General features: G+C 75.7%; 12 protein-coding genes. 1 reads left to right on the forward strand and 11 read right to left on the reverse strand.

Annotation, left to right across the window (positions count from 1 at the left end; genetic code table 11):
- Window positions 1–14: 14 nt before the first annotated feature.
- The 3 genes from ACFV0O_RS31200 to ACFV0O_RS31210 all read right to left on the reverse strand — a co-directional run bounded on the left by ACFV0O_RS31200 (window position 15) and on the right by ACFV0O_RS31210 (window position 2,569).
- Window positions 15–446, reverse strand: a complete 432-nt coding sequence (locus ACFV0O_RS31200) for a hypothetical protein (protein ID WP_380347076.1) — start codon at window positions 444–446, stop codon at window positions 15–17.
- Between the two features lie 268 nt (window positions 447–714).
- The gene (locus ACFV0O_RS31205) at window positions 715–1,791 is read right to left on the reverse strand and encodes a TIGR03617 family F420-dependent LLM class oxidoreductase (RefSeq protein WP_380347077.1); all 1,077 of its coding nucleotides are present in this window, start codon (window positions 1,789–1,791) and stop codon (window positions 715–717) included.
- Between the two features lie 106 nt (window positions 1,792–1,897).
- Complete coding sequence (locus tag ACFV0O_RS31210; protein WP_360255674.1) at window positions 1,898–2,569, reverse strand: type 1 glutamine amidotransferase domain-containing protein; 672 nt, start codon at window positions 2,567–2,569, stop codon at window positions 1,898–1,900.
- 175 nt (window positions 2,570–2,744) lie between these two features.
- Between ACFV0O_RS31210 and ACFV0O_RS31215 the strand changes: the two genes are divergently transcribed.
- Window positions 2,745–3,758 (forward strand): LysR family transcriptional regulator, encoded by a 1,014-nt coding sequence (locus ACFV0O_RS31215; protein ID WP_380347079.1) that lies wholly within the window; start codon window positions 2,745–2,747, stop codon window positions 3,756–3,758.
- Here the strand turns inward: ACFV0O_RS31215 and ACFV0O_RS31220 are convergent.
- The 8 genes from ACFV0O_RS31220 to ACFV0O_RS31255 all read right to left on the reverse strand — a co-directional run bounded on the left by ACFV0O_RS31220 (window position 3,671) and on the right by ACFV0O_RS31255 (window position 12,828).
- A complete protein-coding gene (locus ACFV0O_RS31220) occupies window positions 3,671–4,279 on the reverse strand; it encodes a hypothetical protein (protein ID WP_380347081.1) in 609 nt (202 codons plus the stop codon). The two genes, ACFV0O_RS31215 and ACFV0O_RS31220, sit on opposite strands and share 88 nt — an antisense overlap.
- A 233-nt stretch (window positions 4,280–4,512) precedes the next feature.
- A complete protein-coding gene (locus ACFV0O_RS31225) occupies window positions 4,513–5,349 on the reverse strand; it encodes an ABC transporter permease (protein WP_380347083.1) in 837 nt (278 codons plus the stop codon).
- On the reverse strand, window positions 5,346–6,440 hold the full coding sequence (locus tag ACFV0O_RS31230; protein WP_380347085.1) for an ABC transporter ATP-binding protein: 1,095 nt from the start codon (window positions 6,438–6,440) through the stop codon (window positions 5,346–5,348). Before ACFV0O_RS31230 ends, ACFV0O_RS31225 begins: the two co-directional genes overlap by 4 nt.
- Before the next feature lie 236 nt (window positions 6,441–6,676).
- On the reverse strand, window positions 6,677–8,104 hold the full coding sequence (locus tag ACFV0O_RS31235) for an RtcB family protein (RefSeq protein ID WP_380347086.1): 1,428 nt from the start codon (window positions 8,102–8,104) through the stop codon (window positions 6,677–6,679).
- Window positions 8,105–8,196: 92 nt separating this feature from the next.
- The gene (locus ACFV0O_RS31240) at window positions 8,197–8,652 is read right to left on the reverse strand and encodes an archease (protein WP_380347088.1); all 456 of its coding nucleotides are present in this window, start codon (window positions 8,650–8,652) and stop codon (window positions 8,197–8,199) included.
- Between the two features lie 642 nt (window positions 8,653–9,294).
- Window positions 9,295–10,539 (reverse strand): styrene monooxygenase/indole monooxygenase family protein, encoded by a 1,245-nt coding sequence (locus ACFV0O_RS31245; protein WP_380347090.1) that lies wholly within the window; start codon window positions 10,537–10,539, stop codon window positions 9,295–9,297.
- Between the two features lie 110 nt (window positions 10,540–10,649).
- Complete coding sequence (locus ACFV0O_RS31250; RefSeq protein ID WP_360255507.1) at window positions 10,650–11,402, reverse strand: alpha/beta fold hydrolase; 753 nt, start codon at window positions 11,400–11,402, stop codon at window positions 10,650–10,652.
- A 178-nt stretch (window positions 11,403–11,580) separates the two neighbouring features.
- Complete coding sequence (locus ACFV0O_RS31255; RefSeq protein WP_380347092.1) at window positions 11,581–12,828, reverse strand: serpin family protein; 1,248 nt, start codon at window positions 12,826–12,828, stop codon at window positions 11,581–11,583.
- Between the last annotated feature and the right edge of the window lie 8 nt (window positions 12,829–12,836).

Here is a 12,836-nt window from a genome sequence, read left to right on the forward strand (position 1 = left end):
GGGGTGTGTTTTTTTTAACCGCCCCCCCCCCCCGCGGGGGCCCGGGGGGGCCCGCCCCCCCCCGCGCCCCGGGGGCCCCCCCCCCCCGGGGGCGCGGCGGCCCAGCTGCCGTACCCGGGCGCGGCGGCCCCGGGCGGGACGGCCCGGAAGGTCCGCCAGACCAGGCCCCGGTCGTGGGCGCGGGCGGAGCTGGGCGCCTCGCCGGGCCAGGCGCCGACGTACCAGAGGTGCACAAGGGCGTGCTCGTCCCGGACCCGGTGGGCCAGCACGGTGCGGTGGTGCTCGTCCGCCATGCCGGTGGCGCGCAGTTCGGGCACGTCGAAGCCCGTGAGCTCGGCGCAGACGCGCAGGAACTCGTCCAGGTCGGCCAACTCGTCGGCCTCGGCGGCCTCGACGGGGTCCCAGCGCTCCGCGAGGTCGTAGTCGGCGGGGCGGTCGTCGGACACGGACACGCGGGTACCCCCACGATCGGCAGCGGATGGCCAGGGAAGGAACGGCTGGCCAAGACATGACAGGCCCGGAGGGCCACGCCTCGTCGCACGGCCCGGCCTGTCACCGCGATCCTGCCTCCCGCCCTCACCACCGGAAACCCGTTGCCCGAATCTGCCCGGACTTGATCACCAGTCGCCCGATCGACGACCCGCATCGTTCGTATCCCGCCCGTTTCCGGACCGTACCGGTCGGTGCCGCACTGCACGGCCCGCGCTCCGGACGTCAGTCCAGGGAGCGCACCGCTGCCAGGACGTCCAGGCCCAGCTCCGGGTCCGCGTCCTCGGGCAGGCTGACGGAGAGCCGGGTGACCAGGCCCGCGTACCGGCGCCGCACCTCCCGGGCCACTTCCTCGACCGAACCGGACACCGCGAAGGCGTCGAACACCTCGTCGTCGATCAGCGCGGCCATCTCCGCCCAGCGCCCGCGCACCGAGTGGGCGTGCAACTCCTCCTGCAGGTCCTCCCAGCCGTGCTGCGCCAGCACCGGACGGTAGGCCGGCGTGGAGGCGTAGAAGGCGAGCCGCTCGCGCGTCGCGGCGCGGCCGGCCGCCAGTTCCTCCTCGGTGCGTCCGACGGCGGTGAGCACGTTGCCGACGACCTCGAACGGCCGCTCCGTCCACGCGGCGCCCTCCGCCTCGGCCCGCGCCCGCTCCTCGGTCAGGCCGGGCAGCACCTGCTCGGCCAGGTACGCGGTGGAGGAGAACGGGTGGCTCAGGAAACCGTCGGCCACCGCCCCGGCGGTGCGGGTCATCAGCGGCCCGACGCCCGCCAGCAGGATCCGCGGCACCCCGGCCGGGACCGGGTCGGGCGAGAAGACCGGCGTCATCACCGTGTGGGTGTAGAACTCGCCCCGGAAGCGCAGCCGTTCACCGGTCTGCCAGCTGTGCCAGATCGCCCGCACCGCGTGCACGTACTCGCGCATCCGGACGGCCGGACGGTCCCAGGGCATCCCGAAGCGCTTCTCGATGTGCGGCTTGACCTGGGAGCCCAGCCCGATGACGGCCCGTCCGCCGGAGGCCGCGTGCAGCCCCCACGCCTGGTAGGCGAGCGTCATCGGGGTGCGGGCGAAGGCCACCGCGATGCCGGTGGCCAGTTCGATCGACGTGGTCCGGTCGGCGGCGCGGGCCAGCTGGAGGAACGGGTCGTACGCCGTCTCGGCGACCACCAGCCGGTCCATGCCCCGGCGTTCGGCGCGCTCAGCGGCGTCCAGGATGCCCGCCGGGTGTCCGGAGGCGGTGGCGTCGAGGCGGAGGGCGGCGGGTCGGAGTGCGGCAGGGTGGAGGGCGGCGGGTCGGTCCATGGCGGTGCTCCTGGTCACGGGCGGCGGTGCTACCCGGGCAGCCTGCCACGACCGTCGGCGCCGGCCGGCCCGGGCGCACCGCCCGGGCGGGCCCGGCCCGCGGCGGCTACGCCTGCAGCAGCTTCAGCAGTTCGGCGGCCACCAGCGCGGAGGAGGCCGGGTTCTGGCCGGTCACCAGGTTGCGGTCGACCACCACGTGCGGCGCCCAGGCCTCGCCCTCCCGGAAGTCCGCGCCGAGGGCGACCAGCCGGTCCTGGAGCAGCCAGGGCGCCCGGTCCGCCAGACCGGCCTGGGTCTCCTCGGCGTTGGTGAAGCCGGTCAGCCGGTACCCGGCGAACGGCGAACCGCCGTCCTCGGTGCGGGCGGCGAGCAGCGCGGCCGGGCCGTGGCAGACCACGCCGAGCGGGCGGCCGGACGCCAGTGCCGCGGTCAGCAGCCGGCCGGAGTCGGCGTCGACCGCCAGGTCCTCCATCGGGCCGTGGCCGCCCGGGTAGAAGACGGCGTCGTAGTCGGCCGGGTCGGTCCCGGCGAGCACGCGCGGCCGGCGGAACTCCTCGATCGCCTCCAGCGCCGAGGCGATCGCCGGGTCGGTCAGGCTGGCCCGGTCGGCGACCGGGACGACGCCACCCGGCGTGGCGACGACGACCCGGTGCCCGGCCGCGGTCAGGGCCTGGTACGGGACGACGGCCTCCTCCGCCCAGAAGCCGGTCGGGTGCTTGGTGCCGTCGTTCAGGGTCCAGACGTCCGAGCCGGTCAGGACGAACAGGATGTCGGCCATCGTGGGTGCCTCCAGTGGTGCGTTCCCCGCCGCGACGACCCCCGCCGCGGCGCTCACACCGTCGACGCTAGACCCGGCGGGCCCACGGGAACCAATGGGCCACGCGATGCGAGGCATCGGAATTCCGATGCCTCGCACGGTCGGCCCAGCCATCGGGATCCCGTACCCTCGCGGCATGAGCGATCGGACGACGAGCGATCGGACGGCGAGCGGTCGGACGACGAGCGGTCGGACGACGAGCCGCCCCACCACGAACCGCCCCACCACGAGCCGCCCCACCACGGAGGACCGGCTGCTGTCCGGCTCCGGCCCGCTGGACCTCAACCAGCTGCGGACCTTCCTCGCCGTGCACCGCGCCGGATCCTTCACCGCGGCCGCACACCTGCTGGGCCTGTCCCAGTCCACGGTGACCGCGCAGATCCGCGCGCTGGAGCAGCGGCTCGGCCGGGAGTTGTTCGAGCGCCGGGCGCGCGGGGTCAGTCCGCTGCCGTACGCCGACGACCTCGCCGCCCGCCTGGCGGTCCCGCTGGACCAACTGGCGGGCCTCGCCGACGGACGCGGCGGTGGCGTCCCGGAGCCGGTCCACCTGGCCGGGCCGGCGGAGTTCCTCGGCACCGTCCTGCTGGCGGAGCTCGCACCGCTGGTCGCCGAGGGCGTCCGGCTCCGGGTGACCGGCGGGCTGACGGACCCGCTGCTGGAGGAACTGCGGGCCGGTCGGCACGACCTGGTGATCGCCACCCGGCGTCCGCGCGGCCGCACGCTGCTCTCCGAACCCCTGGCCGACGAGGAGTTCGTCCTGGTCGCCGCACCCGCGTGGGCCGACCGGCTGGCCGGCCGGGACCTGCCCGAGGCGCTGGCCGAGGTGCCGCTGCTCAGCTACGCCGAGGACCTGCCGATCGCCCGCCGCTACTGGCGGCACGTCTTCGACCGGCGACTGCACGCCCGGGCCGCACTCACCGTGCCGGACCTGCGGGCGGTGCTGGCGGCGGTGACGGCGGGCGCGGGCTGGAGCGTCCTGCCCGGCTACCTCTGCCGGGCCGAACTCGCCTCCGGAGCGCTGCGGTTGCTGCACGAGCCGGCCGACCCGCCGATCAACACCGCCTACCTGGTCCGGCGGCCGGCCGGGTCCGCCAACCCCCACGTCGCCCTGGTCCGCGAACACCTGCTGGCGGCGGCCCGCGCCTGCTGAGCCCCGGACCGCCGACCCGGCCGGCGGCGGCGCAGCAGCCCCGCCGCCACGGCGAGCAGCCCACCGCACACCGCCCACAGCACGACCTCGGTGCGCCCGACCGGCTGTCCGGGGAAGCGCGCGCCCGGCCCGGCCGGCTGTGGGCCGAACCGCGACGTCAACTCGCCCGCGTCCAGCGTCACCTGCTTGACCGCCGACTCGCCGAACGCCGCCGTGGTGTCGATGTGCACGCCCGACACCGGGTAGGGGAAGCGCTGCCAGAACACCCCGGCCTCCTGACGGGCGACGGACAGGGCCTCCTCCGGGTCGTGCTCCTTCCCCGAGTAGCGGACGTCGAGCCGGTAGCCGGCGGTCGTCCGGTCGCCCACGGTGAAGCAGGCGAAGACCGGCAGGGCGTCCCGCAGTTCGTCCACGCCGGGGAAGCCCGGGTCACACGGCCCGTTCCAGTCCGGGGCGGTGGCGGCACCCCAGCCCGCCAGCGCCGCGGCCACCAGGAGCGCCGCCACCCGGGCCCTGGGCACCCGCCGGGTCCCCGGGCCGTCCGTCGCACGGGCTGTCGGGCGGGCTGTCGGGCGGGCCGTCCGCCGGGTCGGCGGGCGCCGCGCCTCGCGGGGCGGGGCGGGTCTGTCGTCGCTGCTGTCCATCGGTCCGTCCACGCAGAATGATCATCGCCGCCGGGTCGGCGGGGGTACAGCATGCCGGAGCGGCGCCCCGGCCGCTGCGCCGGGGTACCGGTCGGCCGGCACCGCCCTTGTCAGATCGCCAGGTCCCGGCGTTCCAGCAGCCGGAACGCCGCCAGCAGACCGAGCAGGCCGACCCCGACCAGCACGCCCAGCGCCGCCCACGGCACCCCGCCGTGGCCGAGCACGTCGCCCGGGGCGTAGTAGTGGAACGGGCTGAGGTAGCGCAGCGGCCGGGCCGGCGCCCAGGCCAGCGCGACGAAGTTGAGCGCGAAGCCGACCGCCCCGAAGACGACCGCCGCACCGACCACGTACGCCCGCCGCCGGCTGAGCGCGGACACCGCCAGCACCGGCCCGGTCAGGCAGAACGCGAGGGCGCAGCCGAGCAGTCCGGCCGTGAACACCGCGCCCTCCGGGACGGCGGCGCGCAGCTTCGGGGAGAACGCCACCCCGAGTGCGATGGTCAGCGTGGCGGCGGCGTTGAGCAGCACCGAGGCGGCGATCATGGCACCCGCCCGTTCGGCGAGCAGCCGGCGCCGGGAGACCGGGCGGGTCATCAGCAGCTCGATGGTGCCGGATTCGACGTCGGCCGCGACGGCGGCGGCACCGAGCGAGCCGATCACGGTGAGCTGGAGGGCGATCCAGAACGGGTGGGTGAGTCCGGCGCCGAGCAGTCCGGGGTAGCTGGCGATGGAGATGTCGCCGTTGGAACCGCTGAACGCCTTGAAGGCACCGGGCGGGTTGCGGCGGGCGGCGCCGAACAGGTCACCGGGCGCGACGGTCCCGGCGATCACCACGATCAGGGTCTCGAAGACGACCATGCCCAGCAGCAGCGAGAGCAGCATCCGGCGGCGCCGGTGCAGGGCGAGCCAGACCAGGGGGAGGCGGCGGCTGACGGTGCCCGGGTTCACGGCTGCTCCTCGGTCGTCGGCGGACGGTCGTCGGTCGGACGGGCGCCGTCGGCACGGCTCCGGTCATCGGGGTCGCCGGTCGGACGGGCGCCGGTCGGACGGGCGTCGTCCGAGCCCTCGCCGGTCGCGCGGCCGTCGTCCGAGCCCTTGCCTGTCGCACGGTCGTCGTCCGAGCCGTCGTCGTCCGAGCGGTAGAGGTCGAGGAAGGCCTCGTCCAGGCCCGCCTCCTCCACGGTCAGGTCGGCCACCGGCAGTTCGGCCAGCAGGCCGCGCACGGCCGGGACCACCTCGTCCGGGGGTACCAGCAGTTCGACCCGCCCGCCGTCCCAGCGCGGGGACCACCGCTCGGCGGCGCCGAGCGGCCGGGCGCCCAGCCCGTCGGCGAGGACCAGCCGGACCTTCCGGGCCCGGGCCTCGCGCAGTTCGGCGACCGAGCGGACGGTCACCAGCCGGCCGTGCCGCACGATGGCGACCCGCCCGCAGGTGCGCTGCACCTCGGGCAGCACGTGGCTGGAGAGCAGGACGGTCCGCCCGGCGGCCGTCTCCTCGGCGAGCAACTCGTAGAACGTCTCCTGGACCAGCGGGTCCAGCCCCTCGCTCGGCTCGTCCAGCACCACGACGGCGGGCCGGTGCTGGAGCGCCTGGACGAGCCCGAGCTTCTGCTTCATACCGCGCGAGTACTCCCCCACCGGGCGCGCCAGATCGGCCCGGGAGAGCTTCAGCCGTTCGCACAGCTCCCCTTGGCGCGGCACCGGGGCGCCCTGGAGGGCAGCGAGCAGGTCGAGGGTCTGGCGCCCGGTGAGTTCGGGGTAGAGCCGCAGTTCGCCGGGCAGGTAGCCGATCGAGGGGGCGAGCCGGCGGTGGTCGGCCACCGGGTCCAGGCCCAGCACCCGCACCCGGCCGCCGGTCGGGCCGAGCAGACCGACCAGGCAGCGCAGGGTGGTGGTCTTCCCCGCGCCGTTGGGGCCGAGCAGGCCGAACACCTCGCCGGCCGCCACGGACACGTCCAGTCCCTCGATGCCGACCGTGCTGCCGTACCGCTTGGTGAGCGAGGTCAGCTCGATCACCGGCCCGGTTCCGTTGCCTGGCATGGACCACCTCCTGTGACGGGTGCGTCGGCCATCAAAGCGCCCGCGGGACGGCCTGTCGAGAGACCCGGCCGGGACGACCGGGTGCAGACCGGCGGCGGGCGGCGGACCGGCGGACCGCCCCGACGCGCGGACCGAAGGCGGGCAGCGGACCGGCGGCGGGCAAAGAGCGGGCGGCGGGCAGAGAGCGAGCAGGGGCAAGCAGCGGCGGAAGCGAAGGCGGGCGGCGGGCACCCGGTTCACCCCTTGCACACGCCCAGCGGCACCAGCCTCACGACCTGCCGGGCCAGCCCGGCCGCCTCCGTGACGGCGGCGACCGCGTCGACGTCCTTGTACGCCTCGGGGGTCTCCTCGGCCAGCGCCCGCCACGAGGCGGGGCGCACCGCGATGCCCCGCGCCTCCAGATCGCTCCCGAGCTGCTCGCCGCGCACCGTGCGCAGTGCCTGGTGCCGGCTCAGCACCCGGCCGGCGCCGTGGCAGGCGGAGCGGAAGGCCTCGTTGCCGGGCAGGCCGACCATGACGTACGAGGCGGTGCCCATGGTGCCGGGCACCAGCACCGGTTGGCCGGCGTCGACCAGGTCGGCGGGCAGGTCGGGGTCTCCGGGCGGCAGCGCGCGGGTGGCGCCCTTGCGGTGGACGCACAGCGTCCGGGGCGCGCCGTCCACCTCGTGGGTCTCCAGCTTGGCGAGGTTGTGCGAGACGTCGTAGACCAGCTCCAGTCCGACGCCGAGCGCGGTGGCGAAGGCGCGGCGGGCCGCCTCGGAGAGGAGTTGCCGGTTGGCGCGGCCGTAGTTGGCGGCGGCGGTCATCGCGCCCAGGTAGGCGCGGCCGCGCGGCGAGTCGACCGGGGTGCAGGCGAGTTGGCGGTCCGGCAGGTCGATCCGGTGGTGGTGCAGTTCGCGGTCCATGGCGCGCACGTGGTCGGTGCAGATCTGGTGGCCGAGGCCGCGCGAGCCGCAGTGGATCATGACGCAGACCTGGCCGGGCCGCAGGCCGAAGGCGGCCGCGGTGTCCGGGTCGGTCACCCGGTCGACGGCCTGCACCTCCAGGAAGTGGTTGGCCGAGCCGAGGCTGCCGACCTGCTGCAGCCCCCGCTCGACGGCCCGGGTGCTCACCTCCCCCGGGGCCGCGCCGTCCAGCACCCCGCCGTCCTCGCAGCGGTCCAGGTCGCGCGGCACGCCGTGGCCGTGCTCGACGGCGTAGCGGGCGCCGCCGAGCAGCAGGTCGTCCAGTTCCCCGGGCCCGGACAGCTGCCACAGTCCGCCCCGGCCGAGGCCGCGCGGGACGGTGCGGTCCAGCAGGTCCATCAGGCGGCGGATCCGCTCGTGGTCCAGTTCGTGCCGGGCGACGCCGGCCGCCAGCAGCCGGACCCCGCAGGAGATGTCGAAGCCCACCCCGCCGGGCGAGACCACCCCGCCCCGGGCGACGTCGGTGGCCGCGACCCCGCCGATCGGGAAGCCGTAGCCCCAGTGCACGTCGGGCATCGCGTAGGAGGCGCGGACGATCCCGGGCAGGGTCGCCACGTTGGCCACCTGTTCCAGTGCCTTGTCCCCGGCGGCCTGCGGCAGCAGCGCGGCGGACGCGAACACGATGCCGGGCACCCGCATCGGCGGGCGCGGTTCGATTCGCCAGCGGTGCCGGCCCGCCTCGGTCAGTGCGATCTCCACCTCGCTCACCCCGTTCCCGCGGACGGCGCCCGCTGCCGCGGTCTCCGCCGCTCGGTTGTTCCGCCGCCCGGTTGCTCCGGCACTCCCCGGGCTCAGACGTCCACGGTGACCCGGCAGGTCCAGCCGTGCGGCCCGGCGCACAGGTCCAGGTCGTGCAGCGAGACGGCCTTCGGCACGGCTCCGACCAGGGCCGCGGTCGCGGTGTCCGCCATCCGGAACCGCACCGCGACGGTCCGGGCGCCGCCCGGCCCCTCGATGCCGCCGACCGCCACGGCGACGGGCAGTTCGCCGTGCGCGTCCATCCGGTACACGACCTCCTCCAGGACGCCCGCCAGCAGGTCCGCGTCGCTCGCCGCGACGACGGTGCAGCCGCGCTCGCCGACGATCCGCGCACCGCTCAGGTCGGCGAAGCTGTGCACGACACCGTGCACCAGCTCGCCGATGCAGCCCTCGGCCGTCGGCGCCCAGGCCTCCACCCGCAGGTCGGCCGTGTGCGGCACGCTGCGGTGACCGCTCCCGGACCGGCCCGCGGACTCGTGTCCGTCCACGGGAGACGCCTCCCGAACCCGCTGCTTCCCGAACCCGTTGCTTAGCGGACCCGCTGCTTCGCGGACCCGTTGCTTCGCGGACCCGCTGCTTCCGAGCCCACTGCTTCGCGAACCCGTTGCCGTCCTCCCCTCCAGCGTCGTCCTGCGGACGGCCCGGGGGCAAGTGCGGCGGACCCCAGCGGGTCCCCGTCCCCGTCGTCCCCGTCCCCGGCGAGCGGCGGCTGCCCCTCTTCCCGGCGTCGGTCTCGCTTCCCGGCGTCGCTCTCGATCGGAATCAAGGGCGCCGACCCAGGTGCCGTCCGCCGGGGGCTCCCACCCGGACTCGTCCTCAGGACGGTCGCGAGGCGGTCCACCGGCGCCGGGTCTCCGAGCCCGTACCCCTCCTCGCCGGTCGGTGAGACCCGGGGCACGATCCGCCGGGCCTCGATCCGGCCGCGGTCAACGAGATCCGGCCGCGGTCGACGAGGTCCGGCAGGGCGCCGGCGCTGTCGTCCGGCGGGCGGTCCCGGTCCTCCTCGTCGAGGTCGCCCCGGAATCCCGGGAGGATGTCGGTCTCGAACGGATCGACCATGAAGGCCTTCGCGAGGCCGGACGGTTCGGCCCGCTCCCGCGCGCTCACGCAGGAGGCGTCCCAGCCGACAACTACGGCACGGTGCCCTGCGGGGCGAGGTACGCGGCGGTCAGGTCGGGGGTGGCCAGCCAGGCGGCGTGGTCGCTCGGTTCGGCGTAGGTGTTGGCGAGGCGGCGGGCGACCTCCTCGCGCTCGGCGGCGGCCGCGAACACACCCTGCAGGTGGTCCGGCATGGTCAGCATCGTGGCGGTGAACCCGACGGCGTGGCGGGCGTGCTGCTGCCAGAACCGCTCGGCGGTGCGGCACATCCAGTCGGCCGTGAACGGGGCGTCGCCGTGCTCGACGACGGCCCGCCGGCAGGCCTCCGCGGCGCGGGCCGCGCTGTTGGCGCCCTGGCCGGTGATCGGGTCGTTCACCACCACCGCGTCGCCGAGGCCCAGCACGTGGACGGCGTCCACGCCCGATCCCAGTTCGGCCACCGTGCGGCGGACCGTCGGGGTGACCGCGCCGGACAGCCCGGCCCCGGCGTCGGTCGGCTCGGCGGCCGTCCAGAGCTCCGCCTCCCACGGGAGGTACTCGCCCAACAGGGCGCGGATCCTGTCCAGTCGGACGTCGGGCGCCGGGTCGTCGCCGAACACGTCCAGCGGGCTGCCGGGCAGCGCCTCCCACAGCAGGACCGAGCAGGGACCGGAGTGGGTGAGCGCCGGCTGCAGGTACAGCTCCCCCAGGCCGGGCAGGGCGTGCATCCGGGCCCTGGGCCCGGCGGCCGGGTCGGGCGCGTCGACGCCGTGCGCGTACAGGCAGGACAGGTTCCGCTGCGGCCGGTCGAACGGCGAGCGGCCGGCGTCGCGGTCGAAGATCCCGGCCAGTTCGCCGCGCCCGGCCGCGACCACGGTCAGCTCGTGCCGGCGGGCCAGTTCGTGCAGTCCCTCCCGGTCCAGCGCGCGGTACTCGACCCGGGCACCGCGCTCCGCCAGCAGCTCCAGCCACCCGGCCAGCTTGAGCCGCTGGTCCACCGACTGGGCGGGCTCGTCGAGCGTCATGGTGAACTCCAGCGCCCGGACGGCGGGCGGCGCCACCAGCACCGCGTCGACCGAGGAGACGGCGGGCGCCCGGTCCGCCCAGAGGTCCAGCCCGGCCGCCGCCTCGATCCGCAGCGCCGGGCCGAACATCGCCTGGGTGGACAGCACCCGGCCGCCGCGCACCTGCTCGGGGGTGCGTTCGGCGACCAGCGTCACCTCGTACCCGTCCGCCACCAGCCCGAGCGCGAACTGCAGGCCGGCCTGGCCCGCTCCGACGACGGCGATCCGGCGCAACACGGCCTCCCGGTGCTCTGCTGACCGTCTGCTGACGGCCCGTCACGCTGGCACAGTAGCCGAGCCGACGGGGTTCGGTCACCCGTGCGGAGGGCCGGTTCCGGGCAGGCTCAGCCGTGCAGGCGGCTGACGACCAGCTGCACGACCTCGGCGATCCGGTCGGCCAGGTAGAAGTGCCCGCCCGGGAAGACCCGCAGGTCGAAGCCGCCGGTGGTGTGCCGGTCCCACTGGCCGACCTGCTCCACCGTGGCGTTCGGGTCAGTCTCCCCCACCAGGCCGGTGATCGGCACCGACACGGTCGCGTCCCGGGCGCAGCGGTACGTCTCGATGGCGGTGTAGTCGGCCCGCAGGGCGGGCAGGATCAGTTCCTTCAGCGCGGGGATGTCGAGGATCCGCTCGTCGGTGCCGCCGAGTTCGACGATCTCGGCGAACAGTTCGTCGTCCGGCAGCGTGTGCACCTCGCTGTCCCGGGGAAGCGAGGGCGCGCGGCCCGCCGAGACGAACAGCCTCTCGGGCCCCTTCACGCCGTGGCGCTCGAAGCGCCGCGCGGTCTCGAAGGCGACGGCCGCGCCCATGCTGTGGCCGAAGAAGAGGAACGGCCGGTCCGTCCAGTCCTGCAGCTCGCGGAACAGCTCGTCGGCGAGTTCGTCCACGGAGCTGATCGTCGGCTCCAGGAAGCGGTTCTGCCGGCCCGGGTACTGGACGGCGAGCACGTCCGCGTGCGGCGCCAGCGCGTTGGCGTACTCCAGGTAGTAGCTGGCCGAGCCGCCGGCGTGCGGGAAGATCACGACCCGGGCGGGCGCGGAGTCGGACGGGTTGAACCGGCGGAACCACGGGTTGTCGACGGCAGCGCTGCTGGGCATGCGGGGTGTGGCCTCTCTCCGTGACGGACTGTGCTGCTCCCAGTCTGTCAGCGCGCAGGCCGCCACGGGGTGTTGTGGTGATCACGCACCCCGGCCGACGGCCATCCATCCGTCCGTCCCCCACCCGTCGGCCCCGTCCGTGGGTTCCCCGTTCGTCCGTCGGTTCCCCGTCCGTCCGTCAGTCCTCCTCCTGCCACTCCTCCCACGGGTCGGTCTCCGGCTCACGCTCGGCCTCGCGGTCCGGCTCGGTGACCCAGCCCGCCGCGAGGACCAGACCGGAGGTGCGGTGGACCGCGAGGAAGCCGAAGGGGCGACCGAAGCCGACCCGGGCGATCCGCTGCTGGTAGGGCGGGCGGCGGGTCGTCGCGGCGGCGCCGATCGCCACGCCGAGGGCGGTCACCGAGGCGGCCCGGAAGCCGCGCGGGCCGAAGGTGGCAGTGGCCCGCTGGCGGGCGCTGTTCAGGTACAGCGGCTCGCCGTCCGCGAGGCCGGGCAGCCGGTGCTCGGTCTCGGAGCGGGCGCTCAGCGTCTTCAGGCCGAAGACCGCCTTGTGGGCCAGCAGGTCGTGGTCGGCCTCGACGGTGAACTGCGGGACGACCACCGAGAGCAGGTCCTCCGGCTGGTACCGCGCGATCCGGGCGATCGTGAGACCGGGGCCGGGGGCGCCGTCGGGCAGGCGGTCGGCCGTGGTCCGCCGGTGTCGTTGGCCCAGCACCTCGATCCCGGCGGCCAGCACCCGGCCGGGCCGGGCGTCGGGCTCGCCGAGCAGCAGGTGGACACTGATGTCGCCGTAGCCGAGCACCCTGGCCTCGGTGACGAGGCCCGCCGGCGTCTCCAGGACGGCGACCCGGTCGAGCATCGACGTCCACCGCGTCAGGTAGCGGACGGGCTCGCCCCAGGCGTCGTCCACGCCGTACGGCACGCCGTGGACCTCGTCGAAGCGGCGGATCCAGTCGGTGCGGACGGTGAGTGCGGCGGCCAGCACCAGCCGGGTGTCCCGGTCCACCTCCACCGGCATCGCGTCGATCAGGCCGTCCGTGGCGTTCCTGGCCCAGGCGTCCAGCTGCCGACGGTCCTCCGGCACGTCACCGGTCAGCCGCCGGTGCAGGGCCGGCGGGAGACCGGACAGCCACTCGGGGCGCGGCCGCAGGCGCCGCGAGGTCCAGAGGCCGAGCGCGGAGCCGACCACCGGGACGTCCCGCAGCAGGCCGAGGAGATCCCGGGCGCGGTCGGCGGCGGCCTCCGGCGGCATGCCGAGCGCCTGCGCCAACTCACCCCGGACCTCGGGGCTCCCGGCCGGGGCCAGCAGCCCGAGCAGCGGCCAGACACCGGCCGGCATCAGGACCGTCCCCTCCGCCGGGTCGGTCCGCTCGACCCATCGCACGCCCAGTGCGTTGGCCGCCCGTACGGCGTCGGCCTTGCCCATCCGTCCCC

The sequence above is a fragment of the Kitasatospora sp. NPDC059577 genome (assembly GCF_042735475.1).
Lineage (GTDB): Bacteria > Actinomycetota > Actinomycetes > Streptomycetales > Streptomycetaceae > Kitasatospora.